Source organism: Serratia sp. root2 (assembly GCF_031931805.1).
Classification (GTDB): Bacteria; Pseudomonadota; Gammaproteobacteria; order Enterobacterales; family Enterobacteriaceae; genus Serratia; species Serratia inhibens.
The window spans coordinates 334,150-354,449 of the sequence record NZ_JAUJXB010000001.1 but is presented as its reverse complement, the minus strand read 5'-3'; the positions used below and the strand labels follow the sequence as shown (position 1 = coordinate 354,449).

At 59.5% G+C, this 20,300-nt stretch carries 16 protein-coding genes; 5 read left to right on the top strand and 11 right to left on the bottom strand.

Going from position 1 to position 20,300, the window contains the following annotated elements:
- Window positions 1-6: 6 nt before the first annotated feature.
- The 3 genes from QZQ97_RS01610 to QZQ97_RS01600 are packed head-to-tail and all read right to left on the bottom strand — an operon-like array spanning window position 7 to window position 3,518.
- Window positions 7-1,521 carry a 2-oxo acid dehydrogenase subunit E2 gene (locus QZQ97_RS01610; protein WP_311991945.1) on the bottom strand — a complete coding sequence of 505 codons (1,515 nt, stop codon included), beginning with the start codon at window positions 1,519-1,521 and terminating at the stop codon, window positions 7-9.
- A gap of 3 nt (window positions 1,522-1,524) precedes the next feature.
- A complete protein-coding gene (locus tag QZQ97_RS01605) occupies window positions 1,525-2,544 on the bottom strand; it encodes an alpha-ketoacid dehydrogenase subunit beta (RefSeq protein WP_311993857.1) in 1,020 nt (339 codons plus the stop codon).
- A gap of 11 nt (window positions 2,545-2,555) precedes the next feature.
- Entirely contained in the window at window positions 2,556-3,518 is a 963-nt protein-coding gene (locus QZQ97_RS01600) for a thiamine pyrophosphate-dependent dehydrogenase E1 component subunit alpha (RefSeq protein ID WP_311991944.1), read from the bottom strand.
- Between the two features lie 251 nt (window positions 3,519-3,769).
- Between QZQ97_RS01600 and QZQ97_RS01595 the strand changes: the two genes are divergently transcribed.
- Window positions 3,770-6,529, top strand: a complete 2,760-nt coding sequence (locus tag QZQ97_RS01595) for a LuxR C-terminal-related transcriptional regulator (protein WP_311991943.1) — start codon at window positions 3,770-3,772, stop codon at window positions 6,527-6,529.
- 64 nt (window positions 6,530-6,593) lie between these two features.
- Here QZQ97_RS01595 and QZQ97_RS01590 read toward each other — a convergent pair whose 3' ends face one another.
- Window positions 6,594-7,157, bottom strand: coding sequence for a YagU family protein (locus QZQ97_RS01590; RefSeq protein ID WP_004946879.1), 564 nt, complete (start codon window positions 7,155-7,157; stop codon window positions 6,594-6,596).
- Window positions 7,158-7,561: 404 nt separating this feature from the next.
- Here QZQ97_RS01590 and katG point away from each other — a divergent pair, with 404 nt between their 5' ends.
- Window positions 7,562-9,760 carry a catalase/peroxidase HPI gene (gene katG, locus QZQ97_RS01585; protein ID WP_311991942.1) on the top strand — a complete coding sequence of 733 codons (2,199 nt, stop codon included), beginning with the start codon at window positions 7,562-7,564 and terminating at the stop codon, window positions 9,758-9,760.
- A 71-nt stretch (window positions 9,761-9,831) separates the two neighbouring features.
- On the opposite strand, the gene QZQ97_RS01580 is transcribed toward katG, so the two are convergent.
- Entirely contained in the window at window positions 9,832-10,731 is a 900-nt protein-coding gene (locus tag QZQ97_RS01580; RefSeq protein ID WP_311991941.1) for an AraC family transcriptional regulator, read from the bottom strand.
- A 197-nt stretch (window positions 10,732-10,928) separates the two neighbouring features.
- On the opposite strand from QZQ97_RS01580, the gene QZQ97_RS01575 reads away from it, so the two are divergent.
- Window positions 10,929-11,522, top strand: a complete 594-nt coding sequence (locus QZQ97_RS01575) for an NAD(P)H-dependent oxidoreductase (protein ID WP_311991940.1) — start codon at window positions 10,929-10,931, stop codon at window positions 11,520-11,522.
- Window positions 11,523-11,594: 72 nt separating this feature from the next.
- Here QZQ97_RS01575 and QZQ97_RS01570 read toward each other — a convergent pair whose 3' ends face one another.
- Window positions 11,595-12,521, bottom strand: coding sequence for a LysR family transcriptional regulator (locus tag QZQ97_RS01570; protein ID WP_311991939.1), 927 nt, complete (start codon window positions 12,519-12,521; stop codon window positions 11,595-11,597).
- 153 nt (window positions 12,522-12,674) lie between these two features.
- On the opposite strand from QZQ97_RS01570, the gene QZQ97_RS01565 reads away from it, so the two are divergent.
- Window positions 12,675-14,210 (top strand): MFS transporter, encoded by a 1,536-nt coding sequence (locus tag QZQ97_RS01565; protein WP_311991938.1) that lies wholly within the window; start codon window positions 12,675-12,677, stop codon window positions 14,208-14,210.
- A gap of 9 nt (window positions 14,211-14,219) precedes the next feature.
- Here the strand turns inward: QZQ97_RS01565 and QZQ97_RS01560 are convergent, their stop codons facing one another.
- Window positions 14,220-15,407, bottom strand: a complete 1,188-nt coding sequence (locus tag QZQ97_RS01560) for a sugar transporter (protein ID WP_311991937.1) — start codon at window positions 15,405-15,407, stop codon at window positions 14,220-14,222.
- A gap of 316 nt (window positions 15,408-15,723) precedes the next feature.
- Between QZQ97_RS01560 and QZQ97_RS01555 the strand changes: the two genes are divergently transcribed.
- Window positions 15,724-16,410, top strand: coding sequence for an aspartyl/asparaginyl beta-hydroxylase domain-containing protein (locus QZQ97_RS01555; RefSeq protein WP_311991936.1), 687 nt, complete (start codon window positions 15,724-15,726; stop codon window positions 16,408-16,410).
- Window positions 16,411-16,448: 38 nt separating this feature from the next.
- Here QZQ97_RS01555 and QZQ97_RS01550 read toward each other — a convergent pair whose 3' ends face one another.
- Genes QZQ97_RS01550 through QZQ97_RS01535 form a run of 4 tightly spaced genes read right to left on the bottom strand, consistent with a single transcriptional unit; the run spans window position 16,449 to window position 20,245 of the window.
- The gene (locus tag QZQ97_RS01550) at window positions 16,449-17,165 is read right to left on the bottom strand and encodes an ABC transporter ATP-binding protein (RefSeq protein WP_311991935.1); all 717 of its coding nucleotides are present in this window, start codon (window positions 17,163-17,165) and stop codon (window positions 16,449-16,451) included.
- Complete coding sequence (locus QZQ97_RS01545) at window positions 17,162-18,037, bottom strand: ABC transporter ATP-binding protein (RefSeq protein WP_311991934.1); 876 nt, start codon at window positions 18,035-18,037, stop codon at window positions 17,162-17,164. Before QZQ97_RS01545 ends, QZQ97_RS01550 begins: the two co-directional genes overlap by 4 nt.
- A complete protein-coding gene (gene livM, locus QZQ97_RS01540; protein ID WP_311991933.1) occupies window positions 18,034-19,320 on the bottom strand; it encodes a high-affinity branched-chain amino acid ABC transporter permease LivM in 1,287 nt (428 codons plus the stop codon). The genes QZQ97_RS01545 and livM overlap by 4 nt, the downstream gene beginning before the upstream one ends.
- Before the next feature lie 10 nt (window positions 19,321-19,330).
- Window positions 19,331-20,245: an ABC transporter permease subunit gene (locus QZQ97_RS01535; RefSeq protein WP_004946913.1), complete on the bottom strand. Its 915-nt coding sequence runs from the start codon at window positions 20,243-20,245 to the stop codon at window positions 19,331-19,333.
- Between the last annotated feature and the right edge of the window lie 55 nt (window positions 20,246-20,300).

Genomic DNA, 20,300 nt, shown 5'->3' with positions numbered 1-20,300 from the left:
CGTCTCCTAGACAAACATCAGGGTCGGCGTTTCAACCAGTCGCTTGAGTGCCTGGAGAAAAGCCGCGCCCAGTGCCCCATCGATGACCCGGTGGTCGCAGGACAGTGACACCGTCAGTTGATGGCGCGCTACGATCTGCCCGTCGCGGGCCACCGCCCGCACCTCGCCGGCACCGATCGCGAGGATCGCGCCCTGGGGCGGGTTAATGATGGCGTCAAACTGGCGCACGCCGAGCATGCCCAGGTTCGACAGGCTAAAGGTGCCGCCCTGGAACTCTTCGGGCTTGAGCGTGCCGGCTTTCGCCCGGGTCACCAGGGAATGAATGTCGTGCGAGATCTCGCTGACCGACTTACGGTTGGCCGCGCGCACTATGGGAGTAATCAGCCCGGCCGGCAGCGCAACGGCCACCGAGATGTCGGCATCGGCAAAACGGCGGATGCTCTGGCTGGCTTCGTCGAACTGTACGTTGACATCCGGCACCGCCACCAGCGCCTGGGCGCAAGCCTTAACCAGCAGGTCGTTAATCGAAATCTTGACGCCGGGTGCGCCAAGATTGATCTCCTTGCGCAATGCCAACAGGCGCTCCAGGTCGAGGTCGGCGATCAGGCGGAAGTGCGGTGAATGTTGCTTGGAAGCCTGCAAGCGGGTGGCGATCGCCCTGCGCATGCCCGACATGGGCAAATCTTCAAAGGCTGCCGGCGCCGCATTCTGCGCAGTACCGGCCTGCGGCTGCCCGTCGAGCAACAAAGCCGCCGCCTGCACGTCATCGCGGCTGACCCGCCCGCGTGAACCGCTGCTGCGGCAATCGTGCAGGTTGATCCCCAGTTTGGCGGCCAGACGGCGCGCCAGTGGCGTTGCCGACACCTGGCTGTCGTCGGCGTGCGAACGTGGCGCTTTGCCTGAGCGCGATGGCGGCGTCGGCGATGCGATACGGCCCCCTGCGGCAAGAATAGCGCTCTCCAGGTCAGCCACGGAGATACGTGCTTCACGTCCGCTACCGCGCACCTTGCCCAGATCGGCACCCAGCCTGGCGGCCAGGCGCAACGCGTGGGGCGTGGCATTGACCTGTGCGGCATCGGTGCTTCCCTGCAGGCCGATCGGCACCTCAGTCTGCCCACTGGCGGCCACCGGTTTGGTGGACGGGGCCGATGCCGTGGGAAGTGCGTTGTCGAGTGTCGGGGCTGCCGCAGGGCGCGCGGGAGGCGGTGCGACAGACGCTGCCGGCCCCGCCGCGGCCAGACTGACCGTGAAGGCGTCCAGTTCGGCATCGCTGATCGACGCCTCAGCCACCAGCGCCAGCACCGCCCCCACCTGAAGGGTATCGCCCTGCCGGGCGAGTATCCGCCGCAGGGTCCCGGCGAAGGGGGCCTCAAGCACGTTGACGATTTTGCTGGTCTCGATCTCGCAGATTTCCTGCCCCTTGGTGAAGCTGTCGCCCTCCCGGATAGACCACTGCGCGAGCAAGCCTTCCTCCATCGAAAGGCCCCACTTGGGCATTTCAAGCGTCTTGATATCACTCATGGCTCAATCCTCCAGCACTTGGCGGACGGCGGCCTCGATACGCTCGACGCTGGGGATCCAGAGCTTTTCGAGGGCGGGAGAAAACGGCACCGGGGTGTGCGGCGGAGTGACCAGCACAATCGACGCTTTGAGGAAATGGAATGCCTGGGAAGCGATCAGTGCCGCGACGTCATGGGCAAAGCCGAAACGCGCCGCCGACTCGTCGACGATCACTACGCGGCCGGTGGACGCCACCGACTCCAGAATGCCTTCCTCGTCCAGCGGAGAAATCGTCCGCGGATCGACCACCTCCACCGAGATGCCCTCTTTGGCCAGTTTGTCGGCCACCTGGTTGGCTTTATGTACCATCGCCGACAACGCGATGATGGTGACGTCCTCCCCTTCGCGGGTGTAGTTGGCCACCCCCAGCGGAATGGCATAAATACCTTCCGGCACTTCGCCCTTGAGGTCGTAAAGCATTTTATGTTCGCAGAACACCACCGGATCGTCGTCGCGGATCGACTGGATCAGCAGGCCCTTGACGTCATAAGGCGTGGACGGCACCACCACCTTGAGGCCCGGCGTGGTGGCGAAGATATTGTAGGGCGACTGCGAATGCTGGGCCGCCGCAGAGAAGCCGGCGCCGATCATGCCACGCATCACTAGCGGCGCCTTGGCCTTGCCGCCAAACATGTAGCGGAACTTGGCGGCCTGGTTGTACAGCGCATCGTGACTGACGCCGAAAAAGTCCATGAACATCAGTTCGGCCACCGGCCGCAGACCGGTCGCCGCGGCGCCGGCAGCCATGCCGATGATCGCCGACTCGGTAATCGGCGTGTCGATCACGCGGTCAGAACCGAACTGCGTCCACAACCCTTTGGTCACGCCGAGCACGCCGCCAAAGGCCTCTATCCTCGCCTCTTCCGGGGCATTGCCGCCATGGCCGCCACGCAAGTCTTCGCCGATCAGCACCACGCGTTCGTCACGCTCCATTTCCTGGGCCAGCGCTTCCTTGACCGCTTCACGATAGGTTTTTATAGCCATTGTTATCACCCTCAATAGGAAACGTAGACGTCGGTCAGCAGGTCTTCCGGAGCCGGATAGGCGGCCGCGCGGGCTTTGGTTACGGCATCGTCGACCTGCGCTTCAACGTCCGCGTCGATCGCCGCCAGCTCCTCCCGGGTAATCTGTTTTTTGACCCTGGTTGTGAAGATCTTCAGCGGATCGTGCTGTTCACGCAGGCGTTGGACTTCACCCTCAGCGCGGTACAACGCCGGATCGCCCTCGAAGTGGCCGTGCCAGCGGAAGGCCTTGGCCTCAATCACGCTGGGACCGCCCCCCTCGCGAGCGCGTTTGACCGCCTCTGCGGCGGCTTCGTAAACGGCAAAGAAATCGGTGCCGTCGACCGTCACCGCCGGGAGGCCGAAACCGGCCGCACGTTTGGCGATATCGCGGCCGCCGACGGCGTAGTCATGCCCGGTCCCTTCGCCATAACCGTTGTTCTCGAAAATGAAGACGGCCGGCAATTGCAGCACCACCGCCATGTTCATGGCCTCAAATACCAGGCCCTGGTTGGAACCGCCATCGCCGGTGAAAGACACGCCGACGTTGCCGGTCTTCAGGGTCTTGGCCGTCAGCGCTGCGCCGATGGCCAACGGAGGGGCTCCGCCAACGATAGCGTTCGCGCCCAGCATGCCTTTCGACAGGTCGGCAATGTGCATGGAGCCGCCTTTGCCGCGACACAAACCGCTGTCCTTACCGAAAATCTCGGCCATCATGCCGTGAATATCGCAGCCTTTGGCAATGCAGTGGCCATGCCCACGGTGCGTAGAACCAATGAAATCGGCGTCGGTCAAATTTTCGCAGACCCCCACCGCAATGGCCTCTTCACCGGTATAAAGGTGAATGAAGCCCGGAATGTCGCCGCTGGTGTTTTCCTGATGCAGGCGCTCCTCGAAGGTCCTGATCTCGCGCATCTTACGGTAAGCCTGCAGCAAAGCCTGTTTGCTCAGCGTCATCTGATTCTCCTCAATAAGGGTCGGACAGGCGGGCTATTTGACAGGGTGAATGCACCCTAACCACACCAATACAAAAAATGTACGGGTGTTTCGGGAAGCTGCGAAGCCACCCTAATGGGGGGGTAAGTGGGGGTTTTCATGCTCGAGGTCAAAGTTTATGAATTTTGTTTATCTATCCAGAACGACGGCCCCGTTTCGTCCCGGGCTCTGACGTACAATTGAAAAAACAAAATACGGGCAGGCAACCACGGATGAAGCAATCGGATTTTGCAGGTTCCCAATCTACATCGTTGGTCTCGGGGCCTCTGCGGCTGACGAGAGGCTTGCCGCTGATCCTGACCAAATTCGTCCCGCCGCGTTCCTCTATCCTGTTGCTGCAACGCCCGCGTCTGCTCAAGCAGCTTGATCACGTGCGCCTGCGGCGTCTGGCCGTCGTTTGTGCGGGCGCGGGATTCGGCAAAACCACGCTTTTGGCACAATGGCACCAACAGTTGATCGGCCAGGGTGAACGCGTTGCCTGGCTCGGCCTTGATGAGGATGACGATGACGTCTGGCAGTTCATCCCTTATCTGCTGCATGCTTTGCGGCCGCTCTATGCCGATTGGGACGCCGATTTTTGGCAAAACATGGAAGAGCAAACGCCATCAAGTTCCCAGCAGTTGCTGGCTGGGCTGATTAACCAATTGCACTATTGCCCGCACGACCTGTATCTGATCATCGACGACTTCCACATGATCAACGACGCCGGCGTGCATGAAGCCCTGAGCTATCTGCTCAGGCATGCGCCCGCAGCGCTGCATCTGATCGTTGGCAGCCGGTTCCACCCGAATCTGTCGCTGCGCCGATTGCAGGCCCAGGATCAGTTGGTGGAAATCTACGATCGGGACCTGCAGTTCACGCTGGAAGAAACCCGGAACTATTTCAGCCAGACGGTCGCCGTGCCGCTCAGCAATCAGGATGCCCTTCGGCTGCTGTCCGCGACGGAGGGCTGGATCGCGGGCATGAAGATCGCGTCGTTGTCCCCCGAATTGCGTGAAGACCCTGGGCACCTGATCCACAATCTGCGCGGGGGAACGCGCTCCATCGCCCGTTATCTGCAAGAAGTGGTGCTTGACCCGCTGCCGGCGGAGGTGCTCGACTTCCTGATGCAAACGGCGTTTCTCAATCGTTTGAATGCCGGACTGTGCAATGCCGTCACCGGGCGTGACGACAGCGAGGCGATGCTGGAATGGATTGAGCGGCACAACCTGTTCCTGTCGGCCCTTGACGAGCAAGGCTATTGGTTCCGTTATCATCCCTTCTTGCAGGAAACCCTGGGCGCGGCATTGCGCCATCGTGCCGATATCAACCTCAAACAGTTGCACGAACGCGCCAGCCATTGGTTCGTCGAACAGCTGTTGTGGGCTGAAGCGGTGCGCCATGCGCTGGCAGCCGGCAAGCCGGTCCATAGCGCCGGGCAAGATGGCGCGAGCGCACAATCCCTGGCTGAAGAGGGTGACATAGATACGCTGGTATCCTGGATGCGTCACTTGCCGGCGAGCGTCGATCCGTCACGCATTGACCTTCAAATCAATCTGGCCTGGGCGCTGGCGCACTATTTCCGCTTCGATGAATCGCGCCAGTTACTCGATAATCTCGACCAAATGGTGGCGAATCACCGTGACGGGATGGCCCGCAGCGCCTGGATCAAGCTGCGGGTGGTACGCGCCATCTGCGAAGCCTTTGCCGAAAACATCCCTGAAAGCCTGGCGATTGTCGAGCCGTTGCTGGCCGAAGTGCCTTGCGGTGATACCTGGGTCGATGGCCTGATATGCAATATTCTCAGCTACTGCCACGTGGTTAACCAGCGCTATACCGAGGCCCTGGCGGTCCAGCGCCATATGCCCTGCCCGGACGGCCCGCTGGACAATCTGTTCGTCTCGGTTTATCGCGCTTTTATCATCGCCCAGTGCCATCTTTGCCAAGGGGATTTGGAGAACGCCGAGCTGTATGCCGGCAACGCCTTGCGCCAGGCCGAACGTTATACCGGCCCTCAGTCGGCCAGCGGAGCAACGCTCGCGCCGCTATTGGCGGAAATCGCCTACGAGAGCAGAAGTCTTGACTCGCTCGATCATCTGCTGGCGGATAGGCTCGAACTCATCGACCGTTTCAGCCCACCCGATGCACTGAGCCGTTGCTATGTCTATCTTGCGCGTCAGGCCTTGCATGGCGGCATACCGCATGAAGCAGAACGGCTGCTGGAACATGCACTGCAACTGGCGGTGTCTCGCGGGTGGCGCCGGTTGCAGGCTCTGTTGTTGGCCGAGCAAGTGAGAGTACGCCTGCAACGCGCGGATCACCCCGGTGCAGAGCAACTGCAGCGGCAACTGGAACAGCTGGCGCACCCTGCCAGGATTAATGCCGAACATCCTTGTCAACGCGCGATCGCTCAGCATGCGGCACTCAGCCGTAGTCGCCTGCTGCTGGCCTCCGGCCAGCTGCCGCAAGCCTGCAAACTGCTGGCCGAACTGGTTACCGAACAGGAAAACCGACGCGACTGGCTCACCGCCGCGCGCCTGCGTGCGCTCTGGTCATTAGCCTTGTGGAAGGCCGGTAAAAACGCGGCTGCCTGCACGACGCTGCAACCGGTTCTGCAACTGGCTGAACACCCGCATCTCATGCAAGGCTTTCTTGATGCCGGCGACACCTTGCAGCCTTTGCTTATCCAGATGCAGGAAGACCTTGCAGCCTGCAACGAGCAAGGTGCGCAGCTTCGCCTGGCAGATAAGGCCGCACAGACCGGTGAACACCAGCGTCAGAACAATCATGACGTTTATTGGGGTCTCAGTGAGCGAGAAATTCAGGTCTTACGCCTGATCGCCGAGGGGCAGACGAACAAAGACATCGCTCGTTCCCTGGTTATTTCTGCACAGACCGTGAAATGGCACCTCAAGAACACCTACGCCAAGCTCAATGTCAACAGCCGCACCCAAGCCATGAACCGTGCACGGGAAATGAAGTTGCTGGATTAACGATAATGAACGTAAAAGAAAAAGCCCTGCACTCTCTCAGGGCTTTTGTGCCTTCTGCATTGACTTAACGGAACGGTGAACTGAGTGGAACTTCCGCATCCGGCTGGTGCGTTATTCTGTTGCGCAGGTCACGCCGAACAAGTTCGATCGCCCAGAACCAGAATGCATGCCCCAGTATTTCTGAAACATACTCTTCGACAGGCAGCATGGATAAAGGCGGCGTCAGGCCCAGCAGCGGGAAACTGATGCCGTGAACGCACACCGTGGCAATTAAGCCGGCGAGCACGCCCTGCCAGAGTTTTACTTTCGGGAAGACTTCGGCAACCACGCAGTAACCGATGGCAAACACCAACGAGAAAATAATGTGCGTCACCATAACCGGATTGATCACATGTTCCGAAAAGGTGTAAACCGTTGCCGTCGGATCTATGCCCAAATAATCTCTCAGGAAAAGATACGGTGGATTAAACTCCGCACGTCCATCCAGAATGGTCCTTGGCGGAAGCGGAACTTCTGCGCCCCACTTAACGAATGCAGACAGCAGCCCGGCGATAACGCCGACAAAAAGCGCGACGCCATAACGGCGTCTTTCCAACGGCGTTTGCACAAAAAAATCCCTAATTTTCATATCCATCCCCTAAAAATAATGAGTATTTATCGTTCACCAATCAGGTTATATCCTCACCAAAGTGTGATATTGATCACGATCACTTTTTGTTACCTTTGGTCTTATATTTTCAGAAGAAGGGAAACAGGTTCAGAAAAATCAGTACCGGGTACCTGGGCATTTTTTCGCTTTTTGGCCGCCACACGCCTTTCTGGCAATACCTATCAATGCATAAAAAATCAATCGTCCGAAGCTATTGCAGAATTCAAGCATTCCTATTTTATCTCTCGCCAACCACTGTCTAAGCTTACTACTGAGTTTCCTTCTACCCGCCTGTGGTTCAAGTCGTGAAACCCAATAACGATCAGACTGATTCAGGGGTTCCCCCTATTAGCGCAACATCCGACACAAGCAGAGAGCGCATCATGACAACTGAAAGCAAATGCCCCTTTTCGGGCGGCAGCAACAAGACCCTTCCCCAGCGTGGCAATTCGAACCAGGACTGGTGGCCCAACCAACTTAGTCTGAAGCACCTGCACCAACACTCCTCCCTGTCCGATCCGATGGACAAAGATTTCAACTACGCCGACGCCTTCAACAGTCTGGATCTGGCGGCGGTCAAACAAGATTTGCATGCCCTGATGACCGACTCTCAGGAATGGTGGCCGGCGGACTTCGGTCACTACGGCGGCCTGTTCATTCGCATGGCCTGGCACAGCGCCGGCACCTATCGCATCGGCGACGGCCGCGGCGGCGCAGGCTCCGGCCAACAGCGCTTTGCGCCGCTCAACAGCTGGCCAGACAACGTAAGCCTCGACAAGGCCCGTCGTCTGCTGTGGCCCATTAAACAAAAATACGGCCGCAAAATTTCCTGGGCCGACCTGTTGATCCTGACCGGTAACGTGGCGCTGGAATCGATGGGCTTCAAAACCTTTGGTTACGCAGGCGGCCGCGCCGACGTTTGGGAGCCGGACGACGTTTACTGGGGCGCGGAAAAGATTTGGCTGGAAACGAGTGGCGGCGAGAACAGCCGTTATTCCGGCGACCGTGATCTCGAGAACCCCCTGGCGGCAGTGCAAATGGGCCTGATCTACGTGAACCCGGAAGGCCCGGACGGCAACCCCGACCCGATCGCCGCAGCGCGCGACATCCGCGAGACCTTTGCCAGAATGGCGATGGATGACGAAGAAACCGTCGCGCTGATCGCCGGCGGCCATACCTTCGGCAAAACCCACGGCGCAGGCCCCGCTTCGCACATCGGTGCCGATCCGGAGAGCGCAGGTTTGGAACAGCAGGGCCTCGGCTGGCAAAGCACCTTCGGAACCGGCAAGGGTAAAGATGCAATCACCAGTGGCCTTGAGGTCACCTGGACCACTACCCCGACCCAATGGAACCATGACTTCTTCCGGCACCTGTTCGAATACGAGTGGGAGCTGTCGCAAAGCCCGGCCGGCGCGCACCAGTGGGTGGCCAAGGACGTCGGCGAGACCATTCCCGACGCGTTCGATCCGGCGAAAAAACATCGCCCGACCATGCTGACCACCGACCTGTCGCTGCGCTTCGATCCGGTGTACGAAAAAATTTCGCGCCGCTTCTTCGAAAACCCGGACGAGTTCGCCGACGCCTTCGCCCGCGCCTGGTTCAAACTGACCCACCGCGATATGGGTCCACGCGCACGCTATCTCGGCCCGGAAGTTCCGGCGGAAGAGCTGATTTGGCAGGATCCGGTTCCGGCGATAAATCATAAACTGATTAACCAACAGGATATTGCCGATCTTAAAGGTAAAATTCTGGCCTCCGGTCTGCCGATTTCACAACTGGTTTCCACCGCCTGGGCTTCAGCTTCCACCTTCCGCGGTTCCGATAAACGCGGCGGCGCTAATGGCGCCCGTATCCGCCTGGCACCGCAGAAAGATTGGGCGGTGAATCAGCCCGCGCAACTGGCGCAAACGCTGGCCACGCTGGAAGGTATTCAGCACGCCTTCAACGATGCGCAGACCGACGGCAAAAAAGTCTCGCTGGCGGATTTGATCGTGTTGGCAGGTTGTGCGGGCGTTGAACAAGCGGCGAGCAATGCCGGCCACCCGGTTAGCGTTCCTTTCACGCCGGGGCGTATGGACGCTTCGCAAGAGCAAACCGATATCGAGTCGTTCGCGGCCATGGAGCCGGTGGGCGACGGTTTCCGCAACTACCTTGATAGCCGCTACCGCATTTCCCCCGAGGCATTACTGGTGGACAAGGCGCAGCTGCTCACCCTGAGCGCGCCGGAAATGTCGGTGCTGCTGGGCGGGTTGCGAGTGTTGAACGCCAATGTCGGCCAAAGCCGGCACGGCGTGCTGACCCAGCGGCCAGAAACGCTCACCAACGACTTCTTCGTTAACCTGCTGGACATGGGCACAACCTGGAAAAAGGCGGATGAGGAAGGCGTGTTCGAGGGCCAGGATCGCCAGACCGGTGCGCTGAAATGGACGGCAACCCGCGCCGATCTGATCTTCGGTTCACACGCGCAACTGCGCGCGCTGGCGGAAGTTTATGGCAGCGCTGACGCTCAGGAGAGCTTTGTTCAGGACTTTGTCGCCGCCTGGAACAAGGTCATGAACCTCGATCGCTTCGATATCGCTTAAGCATCGTTAAAAGATCGCTAAAACAGCCCGCTTGAGGTCACTCAGGCGGGTTTTTTGCATTTATATTACGCTCAGCCGGCCTCGCGTATCCGTTTGATATCGCGTAAAGGAGGTGCGCCAAACAGACGGGTATATTCGCGGCTGAATTGCGAGGCGCTCTCATACCCGACCCTCACCGCCGCGCTGCCGGCATCCAGCCCTTCATTCATCATCATCTGCCGCGCCTCCTGCAAACGCAGGCTCTTCAAATATTGCAGGGGGCTCATGCCGGTCAGCACGCGGAAGTGCTGCCTGAATGTCGATGGGCTCATGCAGGCTTTGGCGGCCAAGGCTTCCATCGACAAATCCTGCGCAAAGTTGAGTTTAAGCCACGACAATACCCGTGCGATTTGCTGGCTTGGCGATCCCTGCGCGACCAAATTCCGTAATGTCGGCCCATGTTGCCCATTCAGTAACCGAATGGTGATTTCCTGCAAGATCAGCGGGTAAAGAGGCGCCATCAACGCCGGTTCATCCAACAGGCTGACCAAGCGACTCACCGCTTCCAGCAGGCCATCGTCCAGTTCAACCACCGATACCGCCCTGCCACCGGAGGCTTTCGCCCCAGCGGCGAAATCAAGATCGGCCGCCAGCTGTGAGATAAGCCGGGCATCCAGCTCCAGGCGTACCCCCAGGTAGGGTTCGGCGACGCTGGCCTGGGTGACATAAGACACCACCGGCAGATCAACCGAGGTAATCAGCGACTGCCCAGGCCCGTAGTCAAAGATCTCATTACCAAGCGTGACCCGCTTTCCCCCCTGGACGGTTAGCCCCAACCCCAGCCCATAGATACAGGGCATCGGCGCCGTGACGGCATTTCTGCGGTAAACCATCAGTGCAGGTATGGCGGTAGGGTAATCGCCATCAGTAGCGGCAATATCTGCCACCAGATTGGCCAGCGTCTCGTGGTTCGTTCTGGTGAGGGTCAGCATTGGGTTCGCTCTCGCAACTAAAAAGGGTCAGTAAAAAGTCTACCATCTCGCCGCCCGCTTATTGCATATATCAATGTCAATCCGTTGAATCAGGCAAGAATTGAATCGAATCCGGCAAGCGCTCCGCACCTTGCTCCGGCGATACTGTTCGCCATCAAGACATCGTCTTGGCCCTTCCCCATCACACAGGTTCAATTATGAAAAACGTTCTGATAATCAACACGCACCAGTTATACGAAGGCATCTCGTCAGGCGGTTTAAATGCAACCCTGCTCGGCGTGATCCGAGACGAGATGGAAACGCGCGGCCATAGCGTGCAGCAGACTGCCATAGAGCAAGGTTACGATATTGCCGAAGAGGTGAGAAAGCACCTCTGGGCCGATATCATTATTCTGCAATCGCCGGTCTACTGGTTCGGCACGCCCTGGATCTACAAAAAATATGTCGACGAGGTCTTTACCGCCGGGTTGATGCAACAGAGTATGCTGGTTGATGACGGCAGAACCCGACAGGACCCGAACCGGCAATACGGCAGCGGCGGAAAAATGCAGGGCAAAAAATACATGCTTTCGTTAACCTGGAATGCCCCGCAACAGGCATTTGGCGATAATAATCAGCAGCTTTTCGCCGGAAAATCCGTCGATGATATTTTCGTCAGCAATACCGCCAATTATAAATTCTGCGGCGTCGATATCCTTCCCGCCTTCTCATGTTTCGACGTGATGAAATCACCGGATATCAGCAATGACATAGAACGGCTGAAACAGCACCTGACGAACGTGTTCGGCTAAGCAGCGTCGCATTTCCCGCTTCATCATTTTCGACCGCTGGCGATATCTGCCGCAATCCCCGCTTAAGGCAACTTAAGCGGGCTTTTTGTTTTCAGGGCCCCCTTCCGCTCCGCCAGGAGAAAGCAGCCGTTCGCCAAGAAAATCGATAAAAACTCGCAGCTTAGGCGCCAGATATTTACTGGACGGCCAGATGACCCGGAACGTCCCCTGATGCTCGGTGTAGCTCTCAAGTACCCTTCGCAACTCACCGCTTTGTAACGACTCCTGCACCATAAAATCCGGCAGGCAAGCGATACCCAGCCCGGCCCGGGCTACCTGCACCAGCGCCTCTGTGGTATTGCAGATCATCGTGGCGGGCAACTCCGGCAGGGCTTCGCCCGGCAATGGCCGCAGCGGCCAGGGTTCAAACCGCCCCGTGGTGGGGAATTTATGCTGCAGGCAGGCGTGGCCGAGCAAATCCGCAGGTTTCTCCGGCACGCCGCGCCGTTTTAAATAGTCCGGCGATGCCACCAACAGCAGTTCGAAAACGCCCAACCGGCGGGATACCAGCCGTGAATCGACCGGTTCGCCGGTGCGCACCACCGCGTCAAACCCTTCTTCAACGATGTCGACCAGACGGTCGGAAAAATCCACGTCCAGTTCGATATCCGGATAGCGATGCATAAAAGCCGTCAGCACCGGCATCATCAAACCGCTGACCAGTGGCAGGCTGATACGCAGTTTGCCGCGCGGCGCGGCCCGGGTATCCGCCAGTTCAAGTTCGGCGGCGGCTATCTCCGCCAAAATGCGGCGGCAGCGTTCCAGAAACAACGCGCCTTCGGCTGTCAACGTCACGCTGCGGGTGCTGCGGTGAAACAAGCGCACTTCCAACCGTTCCTCCATGCGCGCCACGCTTTTGCCCACGGCAGAGGACGATACGCCCAATTGCCGACCGGCATCAGAGAAACTGCGCGTTTCCGCGACCTGAACGAACGCCAGAATACCGCTGAGACTGTCCATGATGCCCTCTGTTATTTTGGACGTTTTTGTCCGATATCTATGGAAATTTAGCCTATTTTTCTTCAGTACGGGAGGGATTATGTTGGTGGCTATGCAGCGATAACGCTGCGCAGCCCCGTTTATGGGCCTTTCCATTATGTGCAAGATGAAAACATGACGCAGATAACTTCCACCGCAGACCGCATTGAGATTCGGGTATGGCTGCAATTGTTGGCCGCCTGCCTGACCGGCATTCTTATTCCTTTGAGCTTCACCGGCCCGGCGGTGGTGCTGCCTTCCATCAGCCAGTCGCTGGGCGGCACCGCCGTGCAACTGACCTGGGTGGTCAACGGTTATATCCTCACCTATGGCAGCGCGATGATGGCCGCCGGTAGCCTGACCGACATTTATGGGCGCAAGCGCGTCTGGCTGCTCGGGCTGGGTGCGTTCACCCTTCTGACCCTGACGATCCCTTATTCTGCCTCGGTAGTGGGGATAGATATCCTGCGGCTGGCGCAAGGTCTGGCCGGTGCGGCCGCTTTCGCCGGTGCCATGTCATCGTTGGCGCAGACCTTCCACGGGCCGGTTCGCACCCGGGTATTCAGCCTGCTGGGCACCACGTTCGGCATTGGCCTGGCTTTCGGGCCGCTGGCATCCGGCTGGCTGGTGGTTACGGCAGGCTGGCAATGGGTGTTTATCGCCACCGCGTTGATTGCCGTTGTGGGGTTTGCGCTGGTGCTGTTCGCGGCCATCGAGTCCCGCAACCCTCATGCGACGGGGCTGGACTGGCCCGGCGCGATCAGTTTCACCGCTGCGCTGACATTATTCACCTACGCTATCCTGCTCGCGCCGGAAAACGGCTGGCGCAGCCTGTCGGTAGCCGGTTCATTATTATTATCCCTGGGGGTGTTTATTGGTTTTGTGCTGATTGAAAGACGGGTGGCGCGGCCGATGCTCGACCTGACCTTGTTCCGCAGCCCCCGCTTTATTGGGGTTCAGGTACTGGCCGCCTCACCGGCATTCTTCTTTGTGGTACTGATCGTCATGCTGCCGGGGCGCTTTATCGGCATTGACGGGCAGAGTGCATTCGAGGCCGGCAAAACCATGATTGCCCTGGCGGCGCCCTTGCTGATAGTGCCCTTTATCGCAGCACTGTTGGCGCGGCGCTTTACCTCTGGCCTGCTCTCCGGCATCGGCTTGCTGCTGACAGCCGCAGGATTGGCCTGGCTCGCTCATGGGTTAACGGAAAATTGCGGTAACGGCCTGATAGTGCCGATGCTGTTGATCGGCACCGGTATCGGCCTGCCCTGGGGATTGATGGATGCGATGGCGGTCAGCGTGGTGGAAAAAGAGCGGGCGGGCATGGCTACCGGCATTTTCAACGCGGTACGTGTCTCAGCCGATGGCATCGCCATCGCGATTGCCGGTGCGGTGCTCGCCTTGCTGATTCAGGGCGGCCTGCTTGACGCACTGTCCGGGGCTGCCGGCACGCACTCCATCACCGAGGCGGCCAACCGCGCGGCGCTGGGCGATCTCAACCACGCCGCCGCATTGCTGCCCGGCCAACGCCAGCTAACGCTGCATATCTATGATCAGGCGTTCCGCACCCTGCTTTATTTGCTGGCCGTTGGCGCAGCCGGCACCGCGTTACTGGTGTTTATGTTATTGGGCCGTTTGCATGCGCATGACGGCGCGGCACAAGAAAGGTAAACGCAACCGTCAGGCCCGGTGCTGCAATAAACGCTCGCTGCGATAGAAGCTGAACAGGCACCAGCCCAAAGCAATCAGCGCCAACGGTGCGCCGACAAAGCCGATATTGCCCATGCCCAAATGCAGGCTGACCTGATTGCCCAGCAGCGCACCGGCGCCGATACCGAAATTGTACAAACCGGAGTAGATAGACATCGCGACGTCGGTGGCATCCGGCGCCAGGTTCAACACCTTGGCCTGCATCGACAGGCCAATCGCCATAATCGCCACGCCCCATACCGCAAACAACAGCGTCAGGTGGGTTTCGTCACCGGAGGCCGGCAGCAGCAGCGACAGGCTCAACATCAACAATGCGATGGCGCCGATGAAAAAGCCCGACGGAAAACGTTCGCTGAAGCGGCTGAACAACAGGCTGCCGAAAATGCCGGCGGCCCCGAACAGCAACAGCATCAGGGTGGTGAAGTTTTCCGACAGCCCGGCCACGGTCTGGATAAAGGGTTCGATATAGCTGTAGGCGGTAAAATGCGCCGTCACCACGATAATGGTCAGCATATACAGGCGGACCAGCGCCGGGCGCTTGAACAGGACCGGCACGCTGGCCAGGGAGCCGGAATGCTCGCTTTTCAGTACCGGCAGCAGGCGCCACAGCAGCGCCAGCGCGAAGGTGGCGCAGACCGCAATGCCGATAAAGGTCATACGCCAACCCAGCAACTGGCCGACGATACGCCCCAGCGGCAGGCCAAGCACCATCGCCAGCGCGGTGCCGCCCGCCAGCATGCTCAACGCGTGCGCTTTCTTGCCCGCCGGGGCTACTCGAATCGCCAGCGAGGCGGTGATCGACCAGAATACCGAGTGGGCCAGCGCAACCCCGGCGCGGGAAATCACCAACGTGGTGAAGTTCCACGCCACGGCGGTCAACACATGGCTGGCGATAAACAGAACAAACACCCCGATCAGCAATTTGCGGCGCTCGATCTTGCTGGTCAGCAGCATGCACACCAATGAGGCGGCGGCGACGATCCAGGCGTAAATCGTGATGATCAGCCCGACCTGCTCGGTTTGCATCGAGAAACTTTGGGCGATATCGCTCAATAGCCCGACCGGAATAAACTCGGTGGTATTGAAGATAAAGGCCGAAATGGCCAGGACAACCACGCGCAACCAGGCGGTCGAGCGCGAGACGTGGGTTTGTTCCATATTTAACGGGGTCCGGACAGAGGCGAGCAGTAGCGATATTTTAACCAACCGCAGTTTAAAATGCGATATGCGTCACATTTTTATTGTGCTGTATTTTTCGACAGCATGCTCCGGCCGGCACCTGGCTTGCTGCCGAACAGGAACGTCTGTTGCCGGTAAATCTGCCGGGCCGATCCCCCGCTTCCGCCTGCCTGTCTCATCACCGGCCACTGCCACTCCCGCATGACGAAATGCTGTGCTAATCTGTTGAACCCATACCTTTTTTTCTCGCAGTATTTGATCGCCCGGCAGTCGCACCTTATTTAACGAGGACACCATGTCATTTATCTATGATTGGGCAGTGCTGCGGTTACGCGGTATTTACGATCGCCGCATCTCCGGCGCGCCGGTGCTCGACAGCGATCGCTTGTTCCCCGACGCACAGCGTTTTACCGCAGCCTGGCCGCAGATACGTGACGAGGCACTGAGCGTTGCCCAGGATCTGCGCAATATCCCGCGTTTTCACGAGATCATGAGCGAACAGGCGTCGATCTCTGCCAACGACGCGCGCGACTGGCGGATGTTTATCATGCAGGCCTATGGTCAGCCGATAGCGCGCAATCTTGCACGCTGCCCGGCGCTTGCCGAATTGATAGCCACCTCGCCGGACGTCCTTTCCGCCTCGCTGTCCTTCCTGGCGCCAGGCAAACAGGTACCGGCGCACCGTGGCCCGTTTCGCGGCATTCTGCGCGGTTATCTGGTGCTGTCGATGCCCAAACGCGCCGACGGCGTTCCCGCAGCGGTGCTGAAAGTCGATGGGCGCGAATATCGGTTGAACGAAGGCGAATTTATGCTGTGGGATGACACCTTCGAACACGAAGTGTGGAATGACAGCGAGGAAGTGCGCACCGTGCTGCTGCTGGATATTCGCCGCCGCGATTTGCCCGCCGGCCTGCGCATGTTGTCCAGCGGCATCATCGCGCTGGTGCGGCTGAACGTGCGCTGGATCCAGCGTCAGTTTTGAACCTGTGGCCGGGTGCCTCCTTGCCCCGGCTCAGCGGTTCAAACCCCGCCCAGATAGGCTTTCCTCACCTCCTGATTGCTTAACAACTCCGCACCGCTGCCGGTCAGGCGAATTTGGCCGTTGACCATCACATAGCCGCGATCGGACAGTTTCAGTGCATGGTTGGCATTTTGTTCCACCAGAAACAGCGTCATGCCGCCACGGGTCAGCTCGCGCAGAATACTGAAGATCTGCTTGACGATAATCGGCGCCAGGCCCAGGCTCGGCTCGTCCAGCAGCAGCAACTTCGGCCGGCTCATCAGCGCGCGGGCGATGGCCAACATTTGCTGCTCGCCGCCGGACATGGTCATCGCACGCTGGTTACGCCGCTCCTTCAGGCGCGGGAACAGCTCGAACATGCGCTGCAAATCTTCATCCACATAGCGGTTGCCGATGGTGATGGTGCCCATCAGCAGGTTTTCCTCCACGCTCATGTCCGGGAAAATGCGTCGCCCCTCGGGTGCCTGGGCGATACCGCTGCTGGCCACATAATGGGTGGAACGCCGGCTGATATCCTCGCCGTGAAACAGGATTTGCCCGCCGCTGATGCGCGGCTGGCCGAAGATTGACATCAGCAGCGTGGATTTCCCCGCGCCGTTGGCGCCGATCAGCGCAACCGTCTCGCCTTCGTTCACCTGCAACGACACCTGCCGCAATGCCTGGATCGGGCCATAAAACACGTCTACGTCGCGAAATTCCAACATCGGATTGCTCATCCCGCCAGCTCCTCTTCATCCGCGCCGAGGTAAGCGGCGATCACCTTGTCGTTATGCTGGATTTCTTTCGGCGTGCCTTCGGCGATCACATCGCCGTGATCTAGCACAATCACCCGATCGGAGATCTCCATCACCATGCCCATATCGTGTTCGATCAACAGCACCGTCATGCCGTGATGCTGGCGCAGAAAACGAATAATGCGGCTCAGCGTCGCCGTCTCCACCGGGTTCAGCCCGGCGGCCGGCTCGTCGAGACAAATCATCTCCGGCGTGGTGCACATGGCGCGGGCGATCTCCAGCCGCCGCTGCTGGCCGTAGGACATCTCCCCCGCCAGCCGGTTGGCGCAATCCGTCAGTTCCACCACCTCCAGCCAGTAAAAGGCGCGGTTCAGTGCGTCGTTTTCCGCCCGGCGATAACCTGGCGTATTGAGCACGCCGGCGATCAAATTGCGGTTGCTCAGCATGTGCTGGGCCACCAGCAGATTCTCCACCACCGACATCTCGCGGAACAGCCGGATGTTCTGGAAGGTACGCGCCAGCCCGGCGCGATTGACCAGATGGGTGCCACCGAACATTTTATAGTAGACGCGCGAACCGAGCCGCTTTGGGTTAACCCAGTCGCCGGCGCGGAATTTCTGCCCCAATACCCGAATCACGTCGGTCGGCCGCTTATGGGTATTGAGCAGGATCGCGCCGCCGGTGGCGCGGTAGAAACCGGTCAGGCAGTTGAACACCGTGGTTTTTCCGGCGCCGTTAGGGCCAATCAGCGCCGTGATGGAGCCGCGCTCAACCGACAGATTCACGTCGTTGAGCGCCTTGATGCCGCCAAAATGCATCATCAGATGCTCAACCCTCAGGATAGCGTCGCTCATGGCGCCACCCCCTTGCGCGGCGCAAAGCTGGTGCGGCTGATACGTACCAGCCCGCGCGGCCGCCAGATCATCATCGCCACCATCAGCACGCCGAACAGCAGCACCCGGTATTCTGCAAAGCTGCGTAGCAGTTCCGGCGCCACCGTGAGCACAAACGCCGCCAGCACCACGCCAATGGTTGACCCCATGCCGCCCAGCACCACGATCGCCAGGATCAACGCCGACTCAAAGAAAGTGAACGACGTGGGATTGACGAACCCCTGGTAGGTGGCGAAAAACACCCCGGCCAGACCGGCGGTGGAGGCGCCCATCATAAAGGCCGACAGCTTCACCAGCACGTGGTTCAGGCCAAGCGAACGGCAGGCGATTTCATCCTCGCGCAACGCCTCCCAGGCGCGGCCAATCGGCATGCGCGTCAGCCGGTGTTTGATGTACAGCACCAGCAACACCACCAGGAACAGCACCGCATAGATAAAGATAAACTTCAGATTGGGGTTGTAGGTAATACCGAGGAATTCGTGGATCGGCACGCCGCCGTCCTTCGCCCGTCGGCCAAACTCCAGGCCGAACAGGGTCGGGGCCGGCACCGAAACGCCGTTCGGGCCGCCGGTCAACGACATCCAGTTATTCAGCACCAGCCGGATAATTTCGCCGAACCCCAGCGTGACGATCGCCAGGTAGTCGCCGTGCATGCGCAACACCGGGAACCCCAGTAACGCCCCTGCCAGCGCCGCCATCAGCGCCCCCAGCGGCAACATCGCCCAAAAACCCAGCCCAAGATACTGGTAGCCCAGCGCCAACCCGTAAGCGCCGATGGCGTAAAACGCCACATAGCCCAGATCCAGCAGCCCGGCCAGCCCCACCACGATGTTCAGCCCCAGCCCCAGCAATACGTAAATCAGCCCCAGTATCGCCACCGTCAGCAGATATTTGGTGGCGACGAACGGGAACAGTAACGCAATCACCGCCATCAGCGGGATTATCCAGCGCAGACTGGTTTTGGCCCCTATCGGCCGGACATACACCCCGTCGTTGCCGCCGTCGAACCTCGCCAGCACCTTACGCCCCGGCGCAGTTTGCAGGAACAGGCTCAACAGCAGTCGCCCGGCCATCACCGCGGCAATAATCCACACCAGCCGGCGCGGCTCGAAGTTAAAGCTGTAGCCGTTCAGCACGATGCCAACGATCGGCCCGAACACGATCAGGGCGATCAGCCCCGCCAGCACGGCATCCAGCAGGCTGCGTTTTACGTTCAGCCCTTGGTGAACTCCTGTTTGCGACATAGTTTCCCCCTCAAACCTTAGCGACCATTGGCCGTCCGAGCAGGCCCTGAGGGCGGAAAATCAGGATCACCACCAGCAGCCCGAAGGAGAATACGTCTTTGTAATCCGAGTTCACCATGCCGGCGAACTGCGCCTCCGCCACGCCCAGCAGCAGGCCGCCCAGCATTGCGCCAGGCAACGAGCCGATGCCGCCCAGCACCGCAGCGGTAAAGGCTTTGATGCCGATGATAAAGCCGACGTAGAAATCGAAGGTGCCGTAGTTCATGGTGATCAATACCCCCGCCAGCCCGGCCATCGCGGCGCCAATCACGAACACCAGGGAAATCACCCGGTCGGTGTTGATGCCGAGAATCGACGCCATCTTGCGGTCTTGCTGAGTGGCGCGGCAGATGCGCCCCAGCCGGGTGTGCTGGATCACGTAGGTAAGAATGGCCATGCCCAGCAGGGACGCGACCAGAATAAATACCTTGGTGTAGGTAATCTGGATCACGCCGCCGTCAAAACCGATGCGAAACACGCCATCCAGCAGCGTCGGGATCCCCTGCTGACGTGGCCCCTGGCTGATTTGCGCGTAGTTTTGCAGGATCAGTGACATGCCGATGGCGGAGATCAGTGGTGCCAGGCGGGTGGAATTGCGCAACGGTTTGTAGGCGATGCGCTCGATCACCCAGCCGTACACGCCGGTGATCACGATAGTAAACACCAGCGTGCCGAGGATCAGCAGCGGGAACGAGTGCAAACCGAAGAAGGACAGCAGCGCCAACCCGATGGCGCACAGATAGGCGGAGATCATATACACCTCGCCGTGGGCGAAGTTGATCATGCCGATGATGCCGTAAACCATGGTGTAACCGATGGCGATCAGGCCATAAACCGCACCGAGCGTCAGGCCGTTAATCAGCTGTTGCAGGAAGAAAACATCCATAATTTGCAGTCTCGCCTGGAGGGGCCGCAAACGAAGTCCGGCGCGGCCCAAAGAG